The organism is Paenarthrobacter sp. NPDC090517 (assembly GCF_044769165.1).
GTDB lineage: Bacteria > Actinomycetota > Actinomycetes > Actinomycetales > Micrococcaceae > Arthrobacter.
Genome location: NZ_JBIVXN010000007.1, coordinates 39509 through 63710, shown reverse-complemented (window position 1 = coordinate 63710; position 24202 = coordinate 39509). Strand labels below are relative to the sequence as shown.

The following is a 24202-nucleotide window of genomic DNA, read 5'->3' as shown; positions in this document are numbered from 1 at the left end:
GGCTAGCACTCCACTACGTTGACGGCGAGGCCTCCACGGGAGGTCTCCTTGTATTTGGATTTCATGTCTGCGCCTGTTTCGCGCATGGTCTTGATGGCTTTGTCCAGGGACACTTTGTGGCTGCCGTCGCCGTGCAGGGCAAGGCGGGCGGCGTTGATGGCCTTGACGCTGGCGATCGCGTTGCGCTCGATGCAAGGGATTTGCACCAGCCCGCCCACGGGATCGCAGGTGAGGCCCAGGTTGTGCTCGATGCCCACTTCGGCGGCATTCTCCACTTGTGCGGGCGTTCCGCCAAGGACTTCGCAGAGACCGGCGGCGGCCATGGAGCAGGCGGAACCCACCTCACCTTGGCAGCCCACCTCGGCGCCTGAGATGGACGCGTTGATTTTGAACAGGATTCCGACGGCGGCCGCCGCCAGCAGGAAGCGCACGACACCGTCGTCGTTGGCTCCTGGAACAAACTTTGTGTAATAGTGCAGCACTGCCGGGACAATTCCGGCGGCACCATTGGTGGGTGCTGTGACGATCCTGCCGCCCGCGGCGTTCTCCTCGTTCACAGCCAAGGCAAACAGGTTCACCCATTCCATGGCGAGGAGTGGATCGGCAGAGTGCGCACCGTTCAGGTCTGCGTCAGTTTCGGAGAGCTTCTTGAACAACGACGGCGCCCGACGCCGGACCTTCAGGCCTCCCGGCAGGATTCCCTCGGCAGAGCAGCCGTTGTCAACGCATTCCTGCATGACGGCCCAGATGCCCAGCAGCCGTTCGCGGAGCTCTTCCTCAGAACGCCATACGAGTTCGTTGGCCAGCATGATGTCCGAGATCGACTTGCCTTCCCGGAGGCAGATGGCCAGCAGTTCGTCGGCAGTGGTGAAGGGGTAGGGCAGGACGGTGTCATCGGCTACCACTTTGTCTGCTCCGGAGACGTCCCCGTCCACCACGAAGCCGCCCCCAATGGAGTAGTAGCTGCGTTCCCGCAGCACGGTGCCCGTGTGGTCCAGAGCGCGGAACGTCATGCCGTTGGGGTGTGCCGGCAAAGACTTGCGGCGGTGCAGGACCACGTCCTCGTCCCAGTTGAAGTCCACCCGGTGGTTGCCGCCCAATCGAAGTTCCGCGTCGAGTGCAGCGGCTGCCACCTGGTCATCCGCGGTGTGGGTATTCACGGTTTCCGGGGAGTGGCCTTGCAGCCCCAGAACCACAGCCTTGTCTGAGCCGTGGCCCCGGCCGGTGGCGCCCAGGGAGCCGAAAAGCTCAGCCTGGACGCGCACCGTAGCCGGGAGCTGGCCGGACGATTCGAGACCGTCCGTGAACTGCTTTGCCGCACGCATGGGGCCTACCGTGTGTGAAGACGACGGCCCGATGCCAACAGAAAACAGGTCAAGCACACTTAGTGCCATTAGGGGACCTCTGGTGAGGCGTACTCCCGCATGGCGTCGAGGAGCCAGCGTCCCAGGAAGTCGGCAAACGAGGCCCTGGGAAAGATCCGGTAGGACTCGTCCGAGGTCTTCCAGAGCATCACCGGAATGTGCGCGAGCTCTGTAGAGACAGCGGTGCCGGCCTTGAAGACGCGAGGGTGGAGGTCTAATGCGCAGGTCTTTTCCAGCACTGCGCGGGCGTGGCTACCGGAGAGCTCGAACGTGGTGCGGTTGGCGGACAAGTCCACCACCTGGCCGGCGTCATTGCCCAGAGCGGTGGTCAGATCGCTGACCAAGGATCCGCCCAGCGAATCGTGGGCTTCCTCCGGGGCCACCACCATGAACTCGGTGGGGCCCAGCCACAGGGTGTTCACGGAACCCGTCCCCGCCACGTCACCGCAAGTGGCAGGCAAGCCGCCGGTCACGGACGCAACTCGGGCACCGGCGTCGGACGTTCGGTCAACCCGAATGCCCACCATGGCCTGGTACGGGATTTCGGTGAGCGTCACCGTGCCCGGCACGGAGCCGGAGGTGAAGGCCTCAGCCAGGTGTTCGGCCGGGCTGCGGCGGGCGCCCCGTACGCGGTTGACTGTTTCTGATGGTGTTGCTGTTTCAGCCATCTTTGCGGGTCCCTTCAGCATCGAAAAGTACGGTTTCGCCAACAACCACGTCCACCAGTTGGTCTCCCAACGAGGCCACCAGGGTCTCGCCGATGCGGTTGCGGCCGTTTTGAATGAGTGCCAGGGCGAAGGAACGGCCCAATGCGGCGCTGTGGTAGCTGGAGGTCACGAAGCCCTCCATGGGAACGGGTCCGTAAGCCGGGTTGACCGGAATGCCCTTTTCCACGAGTTGCGTGCCTTCCGGCAACCTCAGCGAGTGGTCCACGGGAAGCACGCTGACCAGGTGCTTGCGGTCCTCACGGCTTGCGTCCTGGCGGAGGTAGGAGCGCTTGCCGATGAAGTCCTTGGCCTTGGAGACGATCCAGTCCATGCCGGCGTCCTGCGGTGTGACCGTGCCATCGGTATCCTGCCCGACAATCGGGTAGCCCTTCTCGGCGCGGAGAACGTGCATGGTTTCAGTGCCGTAAGGGGTGATGTTGAACTCGGCGCCTGCGGCAGCGACGGCTTCCCACGTGTTGAGCCCATACCAGGACGGGATGTTGATCTCGTACGCCAGTTCGCCGGAGAAGGAGATGCGGCAAACACGAGCCTGAACTCCGGAGGCCAGCGTGGTCTCGCGGAATGTCATGAACGGGAAGGCTTCAGCATCCAGGCCACCGTTTTCGGCGAGCTGGGGAGCAACCTTGGCGATCACGGCGCGGGACTTCGGGCCAACAACGGCGATGGTGCTCCACTGTTCGGTGACGGATGTGCAGACCACATCGAGTTCCGGCCACTCCGTCTGGTGCCACTCTTCCAGCCAGTCCAGCACCTTGGCTGCGCCGCCGGTGGTGGTGGTCATGAAGTAGCGGTCATCGTCCAGGCGGAGGGTCACGCCGTCGTCGAAGATCATGCCGTCCGGGGTGCACATGACGCCGTAGCGGGCGGATCCCGGTGCGAGCTTCTTGAACGCGTTGGTGTACACGCGGTTCAGGAATTCGCCGGCATCCTTGCCACGGATTTCGATCTTGCCCAGCGTGGTGGCGTCCATGAAGCCCACGGAATCGCGGACGGCGGCGCATTCGCGCAGGACAGCCGTGTCCATGTCTTCCCCGGCCTGCGGGTAGTACCAAGGGCGCTTCCACTGTCCAACGTCTTCGAAAAGTGCGCCTTGGGCAACGTGCCACGGGTGGATGGAGGTCACTCGGGCGGGATCAAACAGCTCGCCTCGCTGGCGGCCGGCCAATGCTGCGAAAGCCACGGGCGTGAAGGGAGCACGGTAAGCGGTGGTTCCGATCTCACCGACGCCCGGAATGTTCTCGGCTCCGCCGAACTTCAACGCTGCGGCGATGACGCCGATCGCGTTGACGCCGGACGTCTTGCCCTGATCGTTGGCCGTGCTGATGGAGGTGTACCGCTTGACGTGTTCCACGGACCGCATGCCTGCTCCAGTGGAGCGGAGGACATCGGCCACGGACTGGTCGCGCTGGAAGTCGACGAAGTGATGGTGCCACTCGCCCGGTTCGCCGGTCTGGCCGGGAACCAGCCAGAGCTGGCGGCTCGGTGCGCTGGCCACGGGTGCCTGTAGCTCTACGGGAGTAGTGGCGGATTCGAAACCGGCCGCGATGGACGCTGCTGCTCCCGCCGAGATGCCCTCTGCCAGGCAATCCTGGAGTTCGAAGCTGCCACGGCCTGCGCCCACAACGTGCTGGTCCCTTACAGGAGCGGTGGGAATGAACGCTGCGAGCTCGTCATCCCAACGCAGCTTGCCCTGGCGCTGGCTGTGGAGGTGAACCACCGGGCTCCAGCCGCCGGAAACTGCGAGCAGGTCGGCAGCCAGCTGTTCGACGCCCGAGGTGAGTTCGCCGTCGTCGTTGATACTGCGGATGGTGACGCCGTCCAGACGGCCGTTTCCGTCTGCGGAAGTGTCAGCCACGGCACTGCCGATGAGGACCCGGATACCGGACTCGACGGCGGCGGCAGCCTTCGCGCTGATCTGCGGACGGGCATCGACGACGGCGGCAACCGCCACGCCTGCCGCCTTCAGGTCCGAGGCAAGAGCGTAAGCGGAGTCGTTGGTGGTGCTGATGACCACTCGCGAACCGGCTGCCACGGCGTAACGGTTCAGGTAGGTGCGGGCGGCCGAGGCGAGCATGATCCCCGGACGGTCATTGTTCTCGAACACCAGGGGACGCTCGTGGGCGCCCGGTGCCAGGACAACCTGCTTGGCACGGATGTGCCAAATACGCTGGCGGGAGACACCCGAAGCTGCCGGAACGCTCAAGTGGTCCGTGCGGTTCTGGGCTGCAATGAAGTAGTTGGAGTCATAGGAGCCGAATGCGGTGGTGCGGTTCAGCACCGTGCATTCGCCGGCGGAAACCAGCTCGGCTTCCACGTCAGCAACCCATTCCAGGGCCGGCTTGCCTTCGATCTGTTCGGCCAATTCCGGGGCGGTGGAACCGGAGAGCAGTGCGCCGCCAAGTTCGGGCTGGTCGTCGATCAGGATGACGCGGGCGCCGGTGCGGACTGCTTCGCGTGCTGCAGCCAGGCCGGCGATACCGCCGCCGACCACCAGGACGTCGGTGTGGACGTACTTCTTGTCGTACTCGGCCTTGTCCTCGTTGGGATCCAGTTTGCCCAGGCCGGACAGGAGCTCAATGTTCATGCCATCCACCAAGGACACTGCGGTGGCGGGAAGCATGGACTCGGCGACATGTCCGCGGAAGCGGGGAGCGATCTTGACCAAGGCGTTGGACTCTTCCACGCCGGCCGCCATGATGCCGCGGGGGCGGTCCTCGTAGAGTGAGTTGCCGGCGTTGATGTGGCCGTTGGCCAGCAGCGCCGATGCGATGGTGTCGCCCGGGTGACCTGTGAATTCCTGACCGTCCACGGTGAAGCGCCAAGAGATGCTGCGATCAATGCGTCCGCCGGTGGCGAGGCGTGCGTTCTTGCTGGTCACTTCTAGACTCCTTCCGAGGAGGTGGGTGCTGTGGCGCCTGTTGTTGCGGCGCCGGGTGCGAGGCCTGGTTCGCCGGCCTGGCCGAAGTCCCCGCTTTGGGTGAACTCGCCGGGCTGGGACGGTCCGTTCTTCGGGCTTCCGCCTGTTCCTGCCGCCGTGCTCTTTGCAAGCTCGGGACGGGGCTGGCCCATTGCGTAGATGGAGTGGATTTCGTAGCTCACGGTGTCGCGGAGCATGTTGAACCACTGGCGGCAGCCGGTGCTGTGGACCCAGCGCTCGGCGAAGGTTCCCTTGGTGTTCTCGCGGTAGAACAGGTACTCAGCCCATTCGCGGTCCGTGAGGTCGTTGGGGTTCTCCGGGTAGGCGATGTGTGCCTGGCCGCCGTAGTGGAATTCGGTTTCGTCGCGGGGCCCGCAGTTGGGGCATGAAATGAGGAGCATGTCTTTCCTGTCCTGTCCTGGCTAGTGGGCCACGGCTGCGGCGCCGTGTTCGTCGATCAAGGCGCCTGTTTCGAAGCGTTCCAAAGCGAAGGGCTTGTTCAGCTTGTGCGGTTCGCCCGTGGCAATGGTGTGCGCGAAGGTCAGGCCCGCTGCAGGAGTGCCCTTGAAGCCGCCCGTTCCCCAACCACAGTTGACGAACATGTTCTCCACAGGGGAAAGACCAACGATCGGCGAGGCATCCAACGTGGTGTCCACAATGCCGCCCCAAGTCCGGAGCACGTGGGCCCTCGCGAAGATCGGGAAGAGCTCCACGGCTGCTGCCATCTGCTCCTCGATGACGTGGAACGAACCGCGCTGGCCGTAGCCGTTGTAGGAGTCCACGCCAGCGCCCATCACCAGTTCGCCCTTGTGTGCCTGGGAGACGTACACGTGCACGTGGTTGGACATGACCACCGTGGGGTGGACCGGCTCGTGCAGTTCGGACACCAAGGCCTGGAGCGGGTGCGACTGGATCGGCAGCCGGAATCCTGCCATTTCTGCCAGTACCGAGCTGTGGCCAGCGGCGCAGAGGCCCACCTTTTCGGTGTTGATATTGCCGCGGCTGGTCTTGACGCCGGTGACCCGGTTGCCGTCCTTGATGAAGCCGGTGACTTCACAGTTCTGGATGATGTCGACGCCGAGTTCATCGCATTTGCGGGCGAAGGCCCAGGCCACGTGGTCGTGCTTCGCGATGCCTGCGCGCGGCTGGTAGGTGGCGCCCATGACGGGGTAGCGGATGTTGTCGCTGATGTTCAGGATGGGGCAGAGTTCCTTGACCTGCTGCGGGTCCAGCCACTCAGCGTCCACGCCATTGAGCCTGTTGGCACCCACGCGGCGTACGCTTTCGCGGACATCGCCCAGGGTGTGGGCCAGGTTCATGACGCCACGCTGGCTGAACAGGAAGTCGTACTCCAGCTCTTCCGGGAGGATCTCCCAGAGCTTGAGGGCGTGCTCATAGATGGCAGCGCTCTCGTCCCAGAGGTAGTTGGAACGAATGATGGTGGTGTTGCGGGCCATGTTTCCACCGGCCAGCCAGCCCTTTTCCAGGATGGCAATGTTGGTCATGCCGTGGTTCTTCGCCAGGAAGTAGGCGGTGGCCAGGCCGTGCCCGCCGCCGCCCACAATCACGGCGTCGTAGCTCTTCTTCGGTTCCGGGTTGCGCCAGAGGAAGTCCGGGTGTTCGGGGAGGTGGTCTGCACTCACTGGGCTGCTCCAATCAGTTCTGCTTCGGTTGCGGCGCCATTGCCGTTGTTGGAAAGGTGCGGGTAGAGCGGGAACTTCTCCGCCAGCGCGGTCACGCGACGGCGAAGCTCGACGGCGGTGGCGTCGTCCAAGGTGACATCGGCTTCGGTGCCTGCCTCGGTGCTGCCGTCTTTGGTGCCGCTGTTTGCTGCGGCGATCAACGCCGTCGCAATGATGTCCGAGACCTCAGTGAAGTCCTCAGCCTTGAAGCCGCGGGCGGCGAGGGCGGGGGTGCCGATGCGCAGGCCGGACGAAACCATCGGAGGGCGGGGGTCGAAGGGGACGGCGTTGCGGTTGACCGTGATGCCGATGCGGTGCAGGGTGTCCTCGGCCTGCTGGCCGTTGAGGACCGAGTGGCGGAGGTCGGCGAGGACCAGGTGAACGTCTGTTCCGCCGCTGACAACAGAGATGCCGGCTGCAGCTACGTCTTCCTGGAGAAGTCGCTGGGCAAGGATCTTGGAGCCTTCCAGAACGCGGACCTGGCGTTCTTGGAATTCCGGCTCGGCGGCCATCTTGAAGGCCACAGCCTTTGCTGCGATGACGTGCTCCAGCGGACCGCCTTGCTGGCCGGGGAAGACAGCGGAGTTCACCTTCTTGGCGATGTCGGCGTCGTTGGTGAGAATCACGCCACCGCGGGGACCACCAAGGGTCTTGTGGGTTGTGCTGGTGACGATGTGGGCGTGCGGCACCGGGCTCGGGTGCAGTCCAGCTGCAACGAGGCCGGCGAAGTGGGCCATGTCCACCATGAGGTAGGCACCAACCAGGTCCGCAATGCGGCGGAATTCAGCGAAGTCCAACTGGCGGGAGTAAGCGGACCAGCCGGCGACGATCAGCTGGGGCTTGCTCTCCAGGGCGAGGCGTTCAACTTCAGCCATATCCACGGTGTGGGTGTCTTCGCGGACACCGTAAGGAACAACCTTGTACAGCTTGCCGGAGAAGTTGATGCGCATGCCGTGGGTCAGGTGGCCGCCGTGGGCGAGGTTCAGGCCCATGATGGTGTCGCCGGGGGTAATCAGTGCGTGCATGGCCGAGGCGTTGGCCTGGGCTCCGGAGTGGGGCTGGACGTTGGCGAACTCTGCGCCGAACAGGGACTTCAAGCGGTCAATGGCGAGCTGTTCGATCACATCAACGTGTTCGCAGCCGCCGTAGTAGCGCTTGCCGGGGTAGCCCTCGGCGTACTTGTTGGTCAGCACCGATCCCTGGGCTTCCATGACGGCCGTTGGGGCGAAGTTCTCAGAGGCGATCATTTCCAGCGTGGACTGCTGGCGGATGAGTTCCTGGGCGATCGCCTGATCGACCTCCGGGTCCGCCTGGGCGAGCGGGCGGATCAGCGGTTCAACCATGGTGTTCTCCTTCAAAAGCTTGTCTAGTGGCCGACTGTTAGGCAACTGATATATTAGAACTATTGCCATAGTATGTTGAAGATCACATGGTCGTCAACAGGTCTGCGGTAACTCATCCAGCAGACTGAAGTACGACGACGGGAGAGAGCAATGAGCGCTGCATTGGAAGCACTGGAATCAGCTCCGCAGGGAACGTCCCTGGCGGAGAACGCCTACTTGCTGCTGCGCGACAGACTCATCATGCTGGACGTAAAACCCGGCGACCCCATCAACGACGGCCAAATCGCTGCTGAACTGGGGATCGGGCGCACGCCCATTCGGGAAGCCATCAAGCGACTCGAAAGCGATCACCTGGTGGTCTCGTATCCCAGGCGAGGCACGTTCGCCACCGGCGTGGACATCACCCAGCTGGCTGAAGTCTCCGAGATCCGCGAACTCCTGGAGCCCCTCGCCTCCCGGAAAGCTGCCCGTATGGCGAGTCCCGCCATGCGTTCTGAGCTCCGCGCCGTCGCTGCTGCAATCCGTGATCTTGAAGGCCAGGACAATTCCTCCCAGGAACTCATGCGGTACGACATCCAGGTGCACCGGCTCATCTATAAAGCCTCCGCCAACGCGCATCTCGAAGACGTCCTCATTCGCTATGACAATCTGGCCACCCGAATCTGGTGCCACATGCTGGAAAAAATGCCCTCCGTTTCAGGCCACATCTCCGAGCACGCCGACCTTCTCACGGCCATAGCCGACGGCGACGAAGAACGTGCCGCCGAGCTCGCCCTGCACCACGTTGTCAGCTTCGAAGAAACGATCCGCAAGGTCCTCTAAGGCTTCTCACCGCCGGCCTGCGCGCTGCCGCCTATTCGGTTCCGGCCGCTGCCGGGTCATCCTTTCCCACCCCCTCCCGACGCTCTCTCATGTCCGCGGGTTTGAGCGGGTCCCTCTCACATGTCCCGCGGGTTTGAGCGGGTCCCTCTCTCGTGTCCCGCAGGTTTGGGGCGGGTCCCTCTCTCACCTCCCGCGTACTTGAGCGGGTCCCTCTCTCGTGTCCCGCGGGTTTGAATGGATCCCTCTCTCACCTCCCGCGGGTTTGAGCGGGCCCCTCTCTCACCTCCCTTGGGATCCCTCTACGCAGGTGAGAGGGCGACGCTGTGAAGGGCTATGGATCTGAGAGAGCGTGGGGTCTTCTCTCGCTCAGTGCAACGCTATTTCCTTGAATGCAACGCATGTTCTCGTCGCTGCGATGAAAAACGAGGGGCTACCCGGCCCGAGCACCTTTGGCGCAAAGCTGCAATTGTCTCTTGACCAAAGTGTTACTCCCGCATACTCTGATGCAACAGTGTTGTTCTGAATGCAACGAAACGGATTTGGCGGATACATGGCAGCCGAACAAGGCATATTCCCAGCCTCCGGTTCCAACCGCCCGCGTGAACACGACCAAGCACCCAGCCCCGCTTTGAAAGGAACCACCATGACAATCACCCAGAACGAGCCCGTCAACGATGTCGCCAAGCTCGAGCGCACCAAGGTCCTCAACAATGGCGAGAAGGTCTCGCTGACCTTCTCCGATGCCGAGTTTGAGCGCCGCCTCAGCGGCCTCCGCAGCATCATGGCCGAGAAGGACCTCGACGCCGTCATCCTCACCAGCTACCACTCCATCAAGTACTACTCCGACTTCCTCTTCACCTACTTCGGCCGCTCCTACGGCATGGTGGTGACCAAGGACGACACCGTCACCATTACGGCGAATATCGACGCCGGGATGCCTTGGCGCCGCAGTTACGGCGACAACCTTGTGTACACGGACTGGCGTAGGGACAACTACATTCACGCCATCCAGGAAGTGCTGCGTAGCCGCGGCATCAACCCGCGCCGCATCGGCGTCGAAGACGACTCGCTTCCGCTGGACAACCGCAACAAGATCCAGGCAGCCTTCTCAGGAGCCACGCTGGTGGACGTCGCGCAGGCAGCGATGCGTCAGAGGATGATCAAGTCTGATGAGGAGATTGCGGTCATCAAGCATGGCGCCCGCATTGGTGACCTCGGCGGCGAGGCTATCCGCAACGCCATCACAGCCGGGATCACCGAGTACGAGGTTGCGTTGATCGGCACTGAGGCCATGGTCCACGAGATCGCCCGCACGTTCCCGGACTCTGAAATCCGTGACACGTGGGTTTGGTTCCAGTCGGGCATCAACACCGATGGTGCGCATAACTGGGCCACCACGCGCAAGATTCAGGAACACGACATCCTGTCCCTGAACTGCTTCCCCATGACCAGCGGCTACTACACCGCCCTGGAGCGCACCCTGTTCTATGGCGAACCGGATGCCCGCTCCCTGGAACTGTGGAAGATCAACGTGGAGGTCCACAAGCGCGGCCTCGAACTCATCAAGCCCGGCGCGGTCTGCAAAGACATCGCCGCCGAGCTGAACGAGATCTACGTCAGCCACGGACTGCTGGCCAACCGCACCTTCGGCTACGGCCACTCGTTCGGCGTGCTGAGCCACTACTACGGACGCGAAGCGGGCCTGGAGCTGCGCGAGGACATCGACACCGTTCTGGAGCCGGGCATGGTGGTATCCATGGAACCGATGATCACGGTCCTGGACGGCCAGCCGGGCGCCGGCGGCTACCGCGAGCACGACATCCTGGTAGTCGGTGACGACGGCGCAGAGAACATCACCAAGTTCCCGTTCGGCCCCGAGTACAACATCATCGGAGCCTAGTGTGCCGGCCGGTGGGCACAGCGTGGTGTCCACCGGCCGGCACGCCTGCCCAAGCGAAATATAGTGAAACCATGACTCCCCCGGAATCCACCGACGCTTCAGAAAACAGCAACGGCAGTGGCGACAGCAAAAGTACCTCCGTCATCGTCAATGCCATCGCCGTGCTGAGGAGCTTCACCGCCGATGAACCGCTCCTGGGAGTCACCGAAATCGCGGGCCGCGTTGGCCTGCATAAGAGCACCGTCTCCCGCATCCTCGCGACGCTGGAACAGGAAAACCTTGTAGAGCGCGACGTCGATTCGCGCAGGTTTCGTTTGGGGCTGGGAATGATCGCCATGGCGGGCCCCCTCCTGGCGGAACTCGAAGAACGCCGCGTTGCCTACCCTGTGCTTCGCGAACTCACTGAGCGCACGGGCGAGACGAGCGCGCTCATGGTGTGGAACGGCAACGAATCCATGTGCGTGGAACAGATCCCCAGCCGCCACCAGGTCAAACACCTTGCTCCGTTGGGGGCGCGATACAACGAGGCCCTAAGTTCGTCGGTGCAGGTGTTCCTTGGTGCGGAGAATGAGGACCGGGTGCGTCAGCTTTTGCGTAGCGGTTCGATCACTCTTCCTGTTCTGGACGAGGACGCAATTGAGGCGTACCTCGAGCGGATTGGGGACTCGATGCAGCGCGGCTGGGCAGTGAACTTCGGAGAAACGTCCATTGAGGAAGTCGGCGTCGCATCACCCGTTTATGACCATCGCGGTGACATCGTGGCCTCGGTCCTGATCCCGGCCCCGAAATTCCGTGTTTCGAAGGATACCTTGGACAGCCTCGGTGAAGCCTGTGCCGCAGCCGCCGGCAAGGTCACCACGCGCTTGGGTGGCCGCGCCCCGCGGTAGCCCGGCAGCCCGTCGTCGAGCCCCGGAAACCTCCGCCGAGATGGCAGTAAATGACGATCACGAGCAAGAACATTGTCTTTAAATGGCATCTCGGCGAAAGAAAAAACGGCGGCCGTCCCTGCTAAGGGAGCGGTCGCCGTCGTTGAATTACAAGCCGTGCGGAAGGTCTACATCTTCCGTCGTGCTGTGGTTGTTTCGTCCATGGCATCCCTGCCAAGCCAGGCGCCCAGCCCGATCATGGCAACGCCGAGGATCAGGTGCAGCCAGTTGTCAGCCGTGTTGAACGGGACGAAGTTGGCAGCTGTTTCCTGGTTGATGACCAGGCCGTAGATCCAAAGAACGATGTACACGGCGCCGCCGCCCAAGAGGAACAGGCGAGCCATGCGTGCGTTCCTTGCCATGGCCAAGCCGGCCACGCCAAACAGCAGGTGAACGATGTTGTGGAGTATGGACACTTGGAAGATTCCAAGCAGCATGGCGCCGGATTCATGTCCCGCAAAGGTCATGGCGCCGAAATTGGTGGTGATTCCTGGAATGAAGCCCAAGATGCCTACCAGCAGAAATACAATGCCAACGCCCATGGCGGTGTTGCGAAGCGTCAACCCCATCATGTGGTGGTGTTCGGCGGGGTGCGAAGCGGTGGTCATCAGTCCTCCCTTTCACGCTGTTACCCGGCTCTTCTCGTGGAGAGCCGACCTGCGGCAAGGGGTGTCGCAAAACCTTGCCGACGCCGCCATAATACTCCTGAAATGCCTCCGATAGCAGGGGGATGGGCCCGGTTCAGCGGCCGTTAGCATGGATTTATGAGCCAAGCTCCAAATGGACGTGTACACACGATCTTCCATGACACCCGCGATCTCACGCCTTTCCGCGAGGGCTACGTCCGAACGCCGGTCCGAGGCCTGGCCGACGGCGTAAACGACGTGCTCTCCGGGGTCCTCAGCGGCCGCGACCATGCGAGGTTGTCCGTGGTGGGGAATGTCCCGCGGTTGAAGATGCTCTCCTCAAAGACTGCGAAGGCCATGCATGAGGCCGTTTTCACGTCAACGGAGCCGGATCGGCTTCTTGCCTTCGGCCGCACGTATCCGGGCTGGGCCGGCTTATGCCACGTGATGGCGGGGCTTCTCGCTTATAAGCATGGCGGATTCCTGAGGGCTTCGGAGTTGTTGCAGCGCGGTTTAACAACAAGGATCGACGACGACGCCAGCCAGTTCTCGGCTACGTACCTTGGGCAAGTGGTCACCAAAGTCGAGGTAGCCGAACGCATTGAGGTTCCGGTCCTGTTCAGCGAGGAATCCGTGTTCTTGGCGTTGTCCCATTGCCTCCGGGAAATGGGGATGACCGAGGCGGCCTTGGAAGCGGTGGTGACTTTGCCGCCGTCGTTGCCTTCTGCGTTGGCGCGCTGCACAGCGGCGTACTCGTTGGACCGCCACCGTGACGTGGTCCTGTGGACCGAAGGTTTGCTGAATACCGATGACCTGTCCGCCGCGCTGTTGCTGATCCGGGCGCGGTCGCAGCGGGCAAGGGGCGACTTCGAATCGGCCCAGGCTGCCCTGAAGGAAGTCCTCCGGCGTCGGAAAACCAACCTGGCTTTGAAAAATGATGCATTGACGGACAGGGCGTTGCTCGCGCTTGACCAAGGCCGCCGAACCCTGACTCCGCGATCGAGGCGGCCAGCCCCGCCTGCCGAGCTTGAGACCTTGGAAGTCATCCGCAAGGACGCCGAGATGCGGCGTCTGTGGGAGAACGACTTCAGGCAGCTCGGCGGCGAATAAAACACTCTTGTCCCGTGCCAAGGAGTGGCGTATTCTCTTGATCAACCAATCAGTTGATCAATGATCTAGTTGATTAACAGTGGTTGAAGGAAGGGTTGAAGCGGAGATGGAACAAGATGGCCTGGGGTCGGAATCCTTGGACAGGGCCTTCATGGCATTGGCGGATCCCGTGCGACGGGCCATGGTGGCCCGGCTGTCCCGGGGAGATGCCACTGTCAACGAGCTGGCCGAACCATTCGCCATCACCAAGCAGGCGGTTTCCAAGCACATTCAAGTCTTGGAGCATGCCGGTTTGGTTACCCGTTCCCGCGACGCCCAGCGCAGGCCGGTCCATTTGGATGCAGTAGCACTCGAGCGACTAACAGCCTGGATTGACCAGTACAGGCTGGTCGCCGAGTCGCGCTTCCGCCAGTTGGACCAGCTGCTTGGCGCCGGCGTCTCACACCATGAACAAGAGAACACACCAGCAAAGAAGAAAGAGGAACTGAAATGAGCAATCCAACAACAATCACCGCTGACAGTGGCGTCCCGTTCGTTGACACGGTCCGCGAATTCGATGCCCCGGTCAGTGCAGTTTTCAAAGCCCACGTTGACCCGGACCTCTTGGCCAAATGGCTGGGACCGCGCAGCACGGTGACGAAAATTACCGAGTACAACGCCACCACGGGCGGCAGTTGGCGCTACGAAAGCGGCGACGATAACGGGATGTACGGATTTCGAGGTGTCTTCCACACGGTCGAGGCCGACGCGTTGATCATTCAGACAATCGAGTTCGAAGGGGCACCGAACCAAGTGGTCATCAGCACAACAACTTTCGAGGAAATCGATGGCAGGACCAGGATGTCGGCACACGAGGTCTACCCCTCAGTTGAAGCGCGCGATATGGCCTTGGCTACCGGGATGGATTACGGCGTCATCGAAGGATACGAGCGACTTGATGAACTCCTCGCCGCCTAGTGTTTGCAGCCCGAATGGTTGCGAACTAAATCTGCGGCAGAAGCGGCAGGAGTTGCTCTGACAGCAGCACTGTCCCCAACCCGATCATGATGATTCCGCTGATCAAGGTCACCACTTTGGCGGCGCCGGGCCGGGAGGCCAGCAGCTTCCGGGAGGTCAGTGCGACGGCGGTGTAAACCATCCCTGCCAGGATCACGAAGGTCAGGCCCAGCAAGCCCGACTGGACCGGAACAGGCAGTGCTGCCTCGGGGCTGACGAACTGTGGCACCAGCGCCACGAAGAAGAGCAGGCCCTTTGGGTTGATGCCGCTGGTGCCCATGCCCTGGAGGAAGGTGCGGAGCTGGTTTCCGGACACGACGCCGCCTTCCGCACTGAAGCTGGCGCCTCGCCACGAGCGGAGGGTAGCGATGCCGAGCCACAGCAGGTAGGCAGATCCCGCGATGGTCAACCACCCGAGCAGTCCTGGAACTCCGGCCAAGAGGGCCGCCAGTCCTGCCACCATCAGCAAAGTGTGGATGACGTAGCCGCTGCATAAGCCAGCGACGGCGGGGACGAAGCTGCGCTGACGGAGGCCCGCCGAAATCGAATATGCCCAGTCGACGCCGGGCGTGCACGCCAAGCTGACGGCGACGAGCATGAAGGCGAGGAACAGCTGCGGATTCACGTTTTCTCTCCAGGGCTAGATGGTAGGAAAACTCTAGGGAAAATCCGCCCATAAGTGTTCCCATTTTTAGCCCGACCAACCCGGATTTCGGTAAGATAATTGCGTGATCGACGGGATTGATAGAACTATTTTGCGCCACCTCAAAGAGGATGGCCGGATGACCGCCACAGCCCTTGCGTCCAAGGTGGGTTTGACTGTGGCTCCATGTCATCGGAGGCTGCGCGATTTGGAGTCGTCAGGGGTGATCCGCGGCTACCGTGCAGACATCGACCCTGCCGCGGTGGGCCTGGGCTTTGAAGCGATTGTTTTTGTCACACTCAAGCAGGTGGAGCGCACCATCATGGCGGAGTTCGAAGAGCGTGTGACTGCCAGCCCCCACATAGTGGAGGCTCAGCGGCTCTTCGGATCCCCTGATTATCTGCTCAAGGTCATTGCCGCGGACCTGCCCGCGTACCAGCGCTTCTACGACGACGAACTCGCGGCACTTCCCGCGGTGGAACGCCTCACGTCAACGCTGGTTATGAAGAACCTGAAAACCAACATTGGACCGCCGGTCTGAGTAGACCTACTCTGCCAGCAGTCCAGTGGTCCGGTATGGAATCACTTCCCGGAGGAACATGCTGGTGGACGTGCGCACGATCCCCGGGCACAGCCGGATTTCCTCGGAAACCCGGTAGAGGTCGTCCGGGCTCTTGGCTACCACCCTGATGATGAGGTCTGTATCGCCGGCTGGAGCATGGCATTCGAGAACTTCGGGGATCTCCCGCAGGGCAGCAATCGCCTCGTTCAGGTGGCTTTGATCGAGCTCGGCACTGACGGCGGCAGCCACGCCACGTCCCAAAGCCGAGGGTAAGACGCGACTGCTGTTGGGGCGGAGGGCGCCGGACGCCGTCATCCGCTCCAGGCGCGACTGAACTGTCCCTCGAGCCAGGTGCAGTTTCTGGGCCAACACCATGATGGGCACGCGAGGGTCTTCGTCCAAGGCGGCGAGGATTCGACGGTCTGTGGCATCGAGTTCCTGCAAAGTGACCACTTCCTGTCGAGCTTTTCACATGAGACTGGTCAGATCGATCAATCAATATGATGTCCGTTGCACCAACTGTAGACCTTCTGCTGAAATGGTGACAACGAAGCAGGTCGCGGCTACCGCCAAACCCCGCAGGCACCAGGAACCCGGAACATCACCCGGGGCCCTGCACAGGTTTCCCGCAAGGAAGCAGCCGCTGATTGACTCTTGTTCACAGCATTGTCATTCTGCACCCGCCCTTTCACTGGGGCGCCACAGCAAGAGCCCCTGAGCTACCGGATCGTTGCGGTAGCTGAGGGGCTCTTGTGTTGCCGGCGCCGGTCTTCGTCTCCCGTGCCCGGCGAATAGGCTTGGATCATGACTGCTGCTGGCCGCTTCGCCCCGAGCCCTTCCGGTGAGCTGCACGTAGGCAACCTGAGGACCGCGATTCTCGCTTGGCTGTTCGCGAAGTCCAGTGGCCGCGATTTCCTGTTGAGAGTCGAGGATCTGGACCGCGCCAGATCCGGCGCTGAAGCGGAGCAGCTCCGCGATCTGCGGGCCGTCGGCGTCGGTTGGGACGCCGCCGTCGTTCGTCAGACTGAACGCGCGGCGCTGTATGACGAAGCGATTGCGCGACTGACGGCCGAAGGACGGACCTACGAGTGCTTCTGCACGCGAAGGGAAATCCAAGAGGCCCCCTCCGCGCCACATGCTCCGCAGGGCGCTTATCCGGGAACGTGCCGACGGCTTTCCCACGCCGAACGCGAGATCCGGCGCGCCACGCGTCCCGCGTCCATCCGGTTACGGGCAGAGGTTTCGGAGTGGGCTGTTGAGGACCAGTTGCACGGCAGGTATGTGGGCGTGGTGGATGACTTTGTGCTTCGCCGCAACGACGGCGTGACCGCCTACAATCTCGCGGTGGTGGTTGACGACGCCCACCAGGGAATCGACCAAGTGGTTCGGGGCGATGATCTCCTCCCATCCACGCCGCGGCAGGCCTGCCTGGCATCGCTGCTGGGGCTGCCGATCCCTGAATATGCCCACGTTCCGCTGGTGGTAAATCACGACGGCGTGAGGCTGGCCAAGCGCGACGGGGCCGTCACGCTGGGCGACCTCTCCGCCGTCGGAATTCCTGCAGAACGCGTGCGTGACCTACTACTGGAGTCCCTTGGATTGCCCGCGGGAACCTTGCAGGATGCCATGCCGCACTTCACCCCGCATAACGTGCCGAAGACGCCCTGGGTGTGGAAAACTCCCCGGACCTGAACTGCCCACCGCGTAGGGCAAGCTGGCTTAGCTGAGCTGCGCCGCCGGTACTCCGGCAGCCATTCCCGCCCACAAGGTGTCGGTGGTAGCGGTGACGACGTCTTCCACTGAGTTTCCGTCCAACTGCCCGCCGGCGGCGAGAAGGGCGGTGCCATGAAGGCTCACGAAACACACCATGGCCAAGGTTTCGGGGTCCCCGGCGGCCAGGACACCGGCATCCTGTGCCTCGGCAATCATTGCTCGGGCTACGTGTATTCCTTGCACGCCGGTGCTTCGCAGCTCTTCGCTGGAATCGGGATGGTGCTTGGTGGAGTACATCACCGTCAGTAGGGCGGGGTGTTCAACAGCAAAGTCCACGTAGGCCTTGCCAACACTGACGAAACGCCCCCGAAGGTCTTCGCTGGACTGGCCTGCATCACGGATGCGGCGGTTCATCGACTCAAAGCCAGCCAGTGCCACGGCGTCGATCAGGGCCTGCTTGTCGCGGAAGTGCTTGGCCGGCGCACCGTGGCTGACATTCACATCGCGGGCCAGTTGCCGGAGGGACAGTCCGTCCACGCCAGCTTCTTCGATGGTTTCCATGGCGCGTTCCAAGAGGGCTTCCCGGAGTTTGCCATGGTGGTAGGGCTGGTCAGTCATGGATCAAGTCTAAACCAATGTAGTCATTGACAACAAAGTAGGCAGTGCCTACCATGTAGGCAGCGACTACATTAGTCTCCGACTCAATCGATGGGATTTCGCCATGACCATGACTTACGCAGGCACTACTGCACTCATCTCGGGCGCCAGCTCCGGCCTCGGCGCTGAGTTCGCCGGACAATTTGCGGCCCGAGGCTCAAACCTTGTCCTCGTGGCCAGGCGCGCAGACCGTATGGAGGAGTTGGCTCAGGACTTGCGGTCCCGCCACGGTATTACTGTGACAGTGCTCCCGATGGACCTGGGCCGCGCAGGAGTGGGACGCGAGCTCCTCGACGAACTGGCCGGTCGCGGAATCACCGTGGACACCTTGATCAACAACGCGGGTTTCGGCACCCACGGTCCTTTGGTTGAGGAAGACCCGGACACCATTGCAGCTGAGATTTCCTTGAACGTTGCCGCCCTCGTGGACATTACCCGGGCGTTCCTGCCGGAACTGCTCGCCTCCGGGAAGGGGGCGCTGGTCAACGTCGCCAGCACTGCCGCGTTCCAGCCCATTCCCGGCATGGCCGTCTACGGTGCCACCAAGGCCTTCGTCCTGAGCTTCACCGAAGCCGTTGCCCACGAAACCAAAAACTCAGGACTCAACGTCCTGGCCCTTTGCCCCGGTGCGACGCGAACTGAGTTCTTCGACGTCGTCGGCGGTGAATCCGCGGCAGTGGGCAGGATGCAAACCTCTGAGCAGGTCGTAGGAACTGCCCTCAAGGCACTCGATCGCAAAGATACGCCCGGCAGCGTCGTCTCTGGTTGGGCCAACCGTGTTGCTGCCGGGTTCGCCCAGCGTTTGCCACGGGCCATCACAGTCGCCATCGCGGCCCGCGCTGTTCAGGACTCGTAGAACCCGGCGGGAGTGGTAAGACGGTGCTGCGGGTCCGGGAACAGCGGATAGCCTGAAGGGGAGGACCGATCCCCGTCGGTCCCTCTTCAAGCCGGAGGCCAGCATGACCGAACCACGCTTTACCGTAGAGACAGCCCAGGTTTTGGCCGAGGTGGCTCACAACCGGCAGAAGGACAAGCTGAAGCGTCCTTATCGGGAGCACGTTTTGGCCGTGGGAGATGCGCTCGCCGATTTTGACGAAGATATCCAAATCGCAGGCTACCTTCACGACATCGCCGAGGATACGCCCATCACCCGTCAGGCCCTGCTTGAAATGGGAGTATCCGAGCGGGCGGTAGACATCATCGAACGCGTCACCCGCCGCTTTCACGACGACCCGGATGATTACGACGCCGGCATCCGTTTCGTTGCGGAGGACCACGACGCAACGTTGGTGAAGATCGCGGACAACGCCCACAATTCCTTGCCGGAGAGGGTCAAAGCACTTGCTGAAAAGTGGCCGGACAAGCCGCCGGTCACCCGCTACGCGGATGCCCGACCTGTCCTTTATACGGCGGTTCCCCGTGAAGAGGTTCGGATGATCCTGGAGCGGATCAACCCGTACTTGCTTCGGGAACTGGACGAGATCGTTCCCGAGTAGCCCACAGGCATTCGTTGTGGGGCCCACTCTGCGTGCCTTGGAGGGCAGATGGGGTGCAGAGCAGGCCCCGCAACGCGGGAATGCCTTAGCCCGCGGCGGTTTCGAGCCGCCGGAGGGCTGCTGCCCGGCCCTTGTGTCCCCGCCGTTCGTCGTAGGCGATAGACAGGCCCAGGACCCCCATCATTGCCAGCATGCAGATCGGCACAGAGGCTCCCGCTCCGGCCATGGCAATGCTTGCAGCCAAGCCGAGGACCACCAGCGCGGAGCTCCACAAGTGTTCGCGGTCCAGGCCGAGCATGATGCCGTACAGCGTGCTGAGGGAGACTTTGAAAATGATGATGGGAATGGCGATGGAGGCCACGGCGGCGGCTGCAGGAATGTGGGCTTCATGATCAATGTAGTAAGCGGCAACGTGCAGTCCCGCACCTGTGGCGGCAATGGCAGCGAAGATCGGCATGTGCCCATAGCCGAACACCCATGAACGGTGCCGCTGGACGTGGAGTGCCGGACCCGAGGGCAGGATGAAGTAGATCCACCACATGGCGAAGGCCAGCCCGGTGCCACTCAACCCAACCAAGGCGGCATCCATGGACCATTGGTGGGTGGCCACAATGGCACGCAGGGTTTCAATGGCACCAATCAAGCATTCACCCAGGGCGATGATGGCCAGGAGCCCGTACCTTTCCGCGATGTGGTGCGCGTGCCACGGGGTACGGATCTTGCGTTCCGCGAAGTACGGTGCCGCCATCTCCATGACGAACAGCGGAGCTGCCATGAGGAAGGTGGTGAGGACGCTTGCATCGACCAAGAGAACCACCACCCATCCGACTTGGACGATCGCCACGTACTTCGCGTAGCGCAAGCACGTTTCCCGCCGTTCTGGATCCTGCCTGGCTGCACGCAGCCACTGGAAAATCAGGGCCACCCGCATGACGATGTAGCCGAGCACCATGGTGAAGTTGTCCACGTGCTTGCCCTCAATGATGGAGTGGAACACCGGCTCGACGCCCATGGCCAGGATGAGGACGCCAACCATCTGCACCATGGTGACCACGCGGAACACCCAGTCATCGGTGTCGTAGGCGCTGGCGAACCAGGTGAAGTTGATCCAGGCCCAGATCACCGCGAACATGGCGAACGAGAAGGCGAGGAGGCCTGGCCAGAAATGCGCCTCTGCCACAGCATGGGCGAACTGGTTGCCGGCGACACCAAAGGCGATAACAAAGGTCAAGTCAAAAAAGAGCTCCAGCGGTGTTGCTGTGCGGTGCTTTTCATGGGGATCGCGGCCGCCCATGCGGGACAGCGCATGGCGAAGGGGATTCGAGGACATGGCTCAAAGATTACCGTTGCCCTCACCTCCATGCCGAGATCGCCGGAATGCGTCGAGGACCCTTGGAATGTTCCAACGATCCCGCAGCGTTCCGGCGAACTCGGGGAAAACGCAGCCCTACACGCGCCCCAACACGTCGATGTCTTCCAGGAAGTCCTGATGCACCTCGGCGCTGACGGTGGTCCGGGTATCACCGATCGCGTCGAGGTAGTCCTGGGTGACCGGTCCTTTACGTCCGTTGGAAGCGAGACCGGAGCCGTCGTCGTCGTACACCGCTTTTTCCAGGGCCCGCTGGGAGGCGCTGCGGGCAGCGAACTCGATGTCCGCGGGGGAGAAGCCCTCCGTTCGCTCCACCAACTGGGCGATATCGACTGAGTCCACCACGGTGGCGGGGATGAATCGCTGCCACATGGCTTCGCGGGCGTGGACGTCGGGGAGGCCGATCGGGATGACGTAGTCGAACCGACCGTGGCGCAGGAACGCGGTGTCCAGGGCGCGGATGAAGTTCGTGGCGCAGACCAGCAGCCGGCCGGGTTGTTCGCGGAAGGCCGGAATGATTTTGAGGAGTTCGTTGGTGACGCCCTGCAGCGGCGACGGCGGGTCACCGGCGCGCTGCGACGCGATTTCCTCCACTTCGTCGATGAAGACCACGGCGTGTTCCAGCTCGGCGATTTCCAGGAACGTCTCGCGCAGTGCGCCTGCCAGTCCCTTGGGATCAGAGGCCAAGCGCGACGGGAAGACCTCCACGAACGGCCACTCGAGCCTCGACGCGATGGCCTTGGCGAACGTGGTCTTGCCGGTGCCCGGAGGGCCGAAAAGCACGACGGCGCGCGGCGGGACCACGCCGTATTCGTCGGCGAGGTCGGCCTCGGCCAATGGCAGAACCAGCCGCCGTTCCAAGAGTTCCTTCTCGCGGCGCATGCCTGCCACGTTCTCCCAGAGGTCCCGGGCAAGGATGCGACCACCTAGCAGCCCCAACGCGCCAAGTTCCTGCCGCTGAACGGGGATGGTCCGCTCGAAGTAACGGAGGTTCTTCTTCACCACGAACCCGCGTCCCAGGAAAGCTTCGACGCGTGTTTCGGTCTCCGGCATGAGCGCAGAGAGTTTGTTGAGGCCGTGCGGGGCCATGCGGTTCTCGACGGCGGATAGCAGCGAGGTGCCGATGCCGCGGCCGCGGAACTCCGTGAGCGTGGCCAGGAAAACGATCCAGCCCTGGTCATGGGCGGCGCGTCCGACGGCGGCGCCCACCACCTGGTCGCCTTGGACAGCCACCACCGCGTGGTCCTTTTCGCAGGACGCCAGTACCTCAGACAACGCGTAGACGGGCTCCACGCCATCGGCTTTGAGTGACTCCCAGAGGTGCAGGATGCCGTCCAAATCGGAGGAATGGAAGTCCCTGATGCGCCAGTTGCTCATGGCTGTATCTCCTGAGTCTGCTAAGTGAGTCGCCGTTGATCTCTTGGAGTTGAGCATAGGCGAACCAGCGCTGCAGGAGGTTGCGGGTCCGTTGCGTTACGAAACCCTGAGGCCGGTCACCCCACGAAGCAGCCCCCACTGGCTGAAGCAGCCCCTACTGAACCGGCCGTAGCCGCAGACCCTGCATCCCGCCGTCGACAGCCAGTGAGGTCCCGGTCGTCGACCCCGACAACGGGCTCGCCAGATAGGCGACGGCGCCGGCTACCTCAGCGGGGTCGACCATCCGGCCGTGCGGTTGGCGGGCGTTGAGGGCGGCGCGCTCGGCTGCAGGGTCAGCAGCCGAATCGAGCAACCTGCCAACCCAGGGAGTGTCCACGGTGCCGGGGTTTACGCAGTTCACGCGGATCCCCTCTCGGACGTGGTCCGCTGCCATGGCGAGCGTCAACGACAAGACCGCGCCCTTCGACGCCGAGTACAGGGCACGCTGCGGAAGCCCGGCAGTCGCCGCAATGGAACAGGTGTTCACGATCGCGGCTGCCGGTGACTCACGAAGGTAGGGCAGGGCCGCCTTGCTGACACGGGCGATTCCCACTACGTTGACATTGAGGACACGAAGCCACTCGTCGTCGTCGTTCGCTGCGATGTCACCCTGGGCGCCGATGCCGGCGTTATTGATGACAATGTCCAAACGGCCGTACTGCTGCACAACGTGCTCGACGGCGCCTCGCACCGAGGCGTCATGGGCCACATTGCACTGCACGCCGAAGTGCGGGCTGGCTTCGGGGGCGATGTCCAGGACCGCCACCTGTGCACCGCCGGCCGCGAGACGGTCGGCGATCGCTGCCCCAATGCCGGAGGCGCCGCCTGTCACGAGCGCTGTCAGGCCCTCGAATTCGTTGGCCAAAGAGGGTGCCATGACGATCTCAGGCGTGGATGCGGACGGGAGCAGGTGCACCGGGCTGTGTTGGGGAGCCGGCCTGCGCCCGGAAGTATTCCTGCCGTTGACGGCCCAGTCCTTCAATTTCCAACTCCACCACGTCACCTGGCTGGATGAAGGGGAATCTGCCGGACAGCGCCACGCCCTCGGGAGTGCCCGTGATGATCACGTCGCCCGGCTCCAGGACCATGTACTGGCTGAGGTGGTGGACGATCGTGGCGGGGTCGAAGATCATGTCCGAGGTGTTGGAGTCTTGGCGGCCTTCGCCGTTAACCAAGGTCTGCAGGTGAAGGTTGCCGGCATCGATGTCCGAGGCCGGAACCAGCCATGGACCCAGGGGCGTGGAACCGGGAAGGGTCTTGCCCTTGGTCCATTGCCCTGCAGCTCCGGGGATCTGGTAGTCGCGCTCGGAGAGATCGTTGGCCACAGCATAGCCGGCGATGCAGCCCTCGGCCTCGGAAAGGGAGGAAAGGTATGACGCTTCCTTGCCGATCACGATTGCCAGTTCCACTTCCCAGTCGTACTTTTCCGACGACGGCGGGATGGGGGCGGCGTCGAAAGGCCCGGCGATAGTGTTGGTCGGCTTGAGGAACACCACGGGAACCTCGGGCGGCGTAGCACCGGATTCGGCAGCGTGTGCGGTGTAGTTGAGTCCGATGGCCACCACTGCGCCGGGTCTCGCAACGGGGGCGCCGATGCGCAGGCCTTCCGGCGAAATCTCGGGGAGTTCCCCTTTATTGAGGGCTTCGCGGGTGCGTTCAATGCCGTCCGAGGCGAGGAAACCGCCGTCGATGTCGTTGGTCAGGGCCTTAAGGCTGAAGTACTTCTCAGCGCCGTCGGCGTCCTGGGCGATGACGGCCGGTTGTTCGTTTCCGGCCGTACCCAGCCTGGCGAATTTCAAGGTCATGGCTTCCTCCGTGCGTTCGGGACTAACATCCGAGCTCTAGTGTGGTGTTGTCACCCATAATACGGAAATGTGACCCATTGACAAGGTAGACATCGGATGTTTAGGCTCGTGAAGAATCGTGACGCAT

At 62.7% G+C, this 24202-nt stretch carries 24 protein-coding genes; 10 read left to right on the top strand and 14 right to left on the bottom strand.

The window, feature by feature from the left end:
* Positions 1-2 precede the first annotated feature (2 nt).
* Genes ACIQTW_RS18620 through glyA form a run of 6 tightly spaced genes read right to left on the bottom strand, consistent with a single transcriptional unit; the run spans position 3 to position 8034 of the window.
* Positions 3-1394, bottom strand: a complete 1392-nt coding sequence (locus ACIQTW_RS18620; RefSeq protein WP_091463615.1) for an L-serine ammonia-lyase — start codon at positions 1392-1394, stop codon at positions 3-5.
* Positions 1394-2032 carry a sarcosine oxidase subunit gamma gene (locus tag ACIQTW_RS18615; RefSeq protein ID WP_091463612.1) on the bottom strand — a complete coding sequence of 213 codons (639 nt, stop codon included), beginning with the start codon at positions 2030-2032 and terminating at the stop codon, positions 1394-1396. Before ACIQTW_RS18615 ends, ACIQTW_RS18620 begins: the two co-directional genes overlap by 1 nt.
* Positions 2025-4970 (bottom strand): sarcosine oxidase subunit alpha family protein, encoded by a 2946-nt coding sequence (locus ACIQTW_RS18610; protein WP_402940007.1) that lies wholly within the window; start codon positions 4968-4970, stop codon positions 2025-2027. The genes ACIQTW_RS18615 and ACIQTW_RS18610 overlap by 8 nt, the downstream gene beginning before the upstream one ends.
* 2 nt (positions 4971-4972) lie before the next feature.
* On the bottom strand, positions 4973-5410 hold the full coding sequence (locus tag ACIQTW_RS18605) for a sarcosine oxidase subunit delta (RefSeq protein WP_402940005.1): 438 nt from the start codon (positions 5408-5410) through the stop codon (positions 4973-4975).
* Positions 5411-5431: 21 nt separating this feature from the next.
* Positions 5432-6652: a sarcosine oxidase subunit beta family protein gene (locus ACIQTW_RS18600; protein ID WP_178993528.1), complete on the bottom strand. Its 1221-nt coding sequence runs from the start codon at positions 6650-6652 to the stop codon at positions 5432-5434.
* A complete protein-coding gene (gene glyA / locus ACIQTW_RS18595; RefSeq protein WP_402940002.1) occupies positions 6649-8034 on the bottom strand; it encodes a serine hydroxymethyltransferase in 1386 nt (461 codons plus the stop codon). The genes ACIQTW_RS18600 and glyA overlap by 4 nt, the downstream gene beginning before the upstream one ends.
* A 150-nt stretch (positions 8035-8184) precedes the next feature.
* On the opposite strand from glyA, the gene ACIQTW_RS18590 reads away from it, so the two are divergent.
* The 3 genes from ACIQTW_RS18590 to ACIQTW_RS18580 all read left to right on the top strand — a co-directional run bounded on the left by ACIQTW_RS18590 (position 8185) and on the right by ACIQTW_RS18580 (position 11643).
* A complete protein-coding gene (locus tag ACIQTW_RS18590) occupies positions 8185-8856 on the top strand; it encodes a GntR family transcriptional regulator (RefSeq protein ID WP_402939999.1) in 672 nt (223 codons plus the stop codon).
* A 643-nt stretch (positions 8857-9499) separates the two neighbouring features.
* Positions 9500-10756 (top strand): aminopeptidase P family protein, encoded by a 1257-nt coding sequence (locus ACIQTW_RS18585; RefSeq protein WP_402939996.1) that lies wholly within the window; start codon positions 9500-9502, stop codon positions 10754-10756.
* 71 nt (positions 10757-10827) lie between these two features.
* Entirely contained in the window at positions 10828-11643 is an 816-nt protein-coding gene (locus tag ACIQTW_RS18580) for an IclR family transcriptional regulator (protein ID WP_402939994.1), read from the top strand.
* Positions 11644-11810: 167 nt separating this feature from the next.
* Here the strand turns inward: ACIQTW_RS18580 and ACIQTW_RS18575 are convergent, their stop codons facing one another.
* Positions 11811-12290 carry a DUF4383 domain-containing protein gene (locus tag ACIQTW_RS18575; RefSeq protein WP_402939991.1) on the bottom strand — a complete coding sequence of 160 codons (480 nt, stop codon included), beginning with the start codon at positions 12288-12290 and terminating at the stop codon, positions 11811-11813.
* A gap of 156 nt (positions 12291-12446) precedes the next feature.
* On the opposite strand from ACIQTW_RS18575, the gene ACIQTW_RS18570 reads away from it, so the two are divergent.
* From ACIQTW_RS18570 to ACIQTW_RS18560, 3 genes are all read left to right on the top strand, one after another.
* A complete protein-coding gene (locus ACIQTW_RS18570; protein WP_402939990.1) occupies positions 12447-13418 on the top strand; it encodes a hypothetical protein in 972 nt (323 codons plus the stop codon).
* Between the two features lie 106 nt (positions 13419-13524).
* A complete protein-coding gene (locus ACIQTW_RS18565; RefSeq protein WP_402939987.1) occupies positions 13525-13911 on the top strand; it encodes an ArsR/SmtB family transcription factor in 387 nt (128 codons plus the stop codon).
* Positions 13908-14375: an SRPBCC family protein gene (locus ACIQTW_RS18560; RefSeq protein WP_402939984.1), complete on the top strand. Its 468-nt coding sequence runs from the start codon at positions 13908-13910 to the stop codon at positions 14373-14375. The genes ACIQTW_RS18565 and ACIQTW_RS18560 overlap by 4 nt, the downstream gene beginning before the upstream one ends.
* Positions 14376-14400: 25 nt before the next feature.
* On the opposite strand, the gene ACIQTW_RS18555 is transcribed toward ACIQTW_RS18560, so the two are convergent.
* Positions 14401-15039 (bottom strand): LysE family translocator, encoded by a 639-nt coding sequence (locus ACIQTW_RS18555; RefSeq protein ID WP_402939981.1) that lies wholly within the window; start codon positions 15037-15039, stop codon positions 14401-14403.
* A gap of 103 nt (positions 15040-15142) precedes the next feature.
* On the opposite strand from ACIQTW_RS18555, the gene ACIQTW_RS18550 reads away from it, so the two are divergent.
* The gene (locus tag ACIQTW_RS18550) at positions 15143-15598 is read left to right on the top strand and encodes an Lrp/AsnC family transcriptional regulator (RefSeq protein ID WP_402939979.1); all 456 of its coding nucleotides are present in this window, start codon (positions 15143-15145) and stop codon (positions 15596-15598) included.
* Between the two features lie 6 nt (positions 15599-15604).
* On the opposite strand, the gene ACIQTW_RS18545 is transcribed toward ACIQTW_RS18550, so the two are convergent.
* Complete coding sequence (locus ACIQTW_RS18545; RefSeq protein WP_024818488.1) at positions 15605-16063, bottom strand: Lrp/AsnC family transcriptional regulator; 459 nt, start codon at positions 16061-16063, stop codon at positions 15605-15607.
* 360 nt (positions 16064-16423) lie between these two features.
* Here ACIQTW_RS18545 and gluQRS point away from each other — a divergent pair, with 360 nt between their 5' ends.
* Positions 16424-17311, top strand: a complete 888-nt coding sequence (gene gluQRS, locus ACIQTW_RS18540; RefSeq protein WP_402939976.1) for a tRNA glutamyl-Q(34) synthetase GluQRS — start codon at positions 16424-16426, stop codon at positions 17309-17311.
* A 27-nt stretch (positions 17312-17338) separates the two neighbouring features.
* Here gluQRS and ACIQTW_RS18535 read toward each other — a convergent pair whose 3' ends face one another.
* On the bottom strand, positions 17339-17950 hold the full coding sequence (locus ACIQTW_RS18535) for a TetR/AcrR family transcriptional regulator (RefSeq protein ID WP_402939973.1): 612 nt from the start codon (positions 17948-17950) through the stop codon (positions 17339-17341).
* Positions 17951-18053: 103 nt separating this feature from the next.
* Here ACIQTW_RS18535 and ACIQTW_RS18530 point away from each other — a divergent pair, with 103 nt between their 5' ends.
* Both ACIQTW_RS18530 and ACIQTW_RS18525 read left to right on the top strand, forming a co-directional pair.
* Positions 18054-18845 carry an SDR family NAD(P)-dependent oxidoreductase gene (locus tag ACIQTW_RS18530; RefSeq protein WP_402939970.1) on the top strand — a complete coding sequence of 264 codons (792 nt, stop codon included), beginning with the start codon at positions 18054-18056 and terminating at the stop codon, positions 18843-18845.
* Positions 18846-18948: 103 nt separating this feature from the next.
* Positions 18949-19485 (top strand): HD domain-containing protein, encoded by a 537-nt coding sequence (locus ACIQTW_RS18525; RefSeq protein WP_159732660.1) that lies wholly within the window; start codon positions 18949-18951, stop codon positions 19483-19485.
* A gap of 85 nt (positions 19486-19570) precedes the next feature.
* On the opposite strand, the gene ACIQTW_RS18520 is transcribed toward ACIQTW_RS18525, so the two are convergent.
* The 4 genes from ACIQTW_RS18520 to ACIQTW_RS18505 form a co-directional block, all read right to left on the bottom strand.
* A complete protein-coding gene (locus tag ACIQTW_RS18520; protein ID WP_402939966.1) occupies positions 19571-20815 on the bottom strand; it encodes a low temperature requirement protein A in 1245 nt (414 codons plus the stop codon).
* Between the two features lie 117 nt (positions 20816-20932).
* A complete protein-coding gene (locus ACIQTW_RS18515) occupies positions 20933-22231 on the bottom strand; it encodes an ATP-binding protein (RefSeq protein WP_402939963.1) in 1299 nt (432 codons plus the stop codon).
* Positions 22232-22385: 154 nt separating this feature from the next.
* Complete coding sequence (locus tag ACIQTW_RS18510) at positions 22386-23147, bottom strand: SDR family NAD(P)-dependent oxidoreductase (protein ID WP_402939960.1); 762 nt, start codon at positions 23145-23147, stop codon at positions 22386-22388.
* A 7-nt stretch (positions 23148-23154) separates the two neighbouring features.
* Complete coding sequence (locus ACIQTW_RS18505) at positions 23155-24075, bottom strand: fumarylacetoacetate hydrolase family protein (protein WP_402939957.1); 921 nt, start codon at positions 24073-24075, stop codon at positions 23155-23157.
* Between the last annotated feature and the right edge of the window lie 127 nt (positions 24076-24202).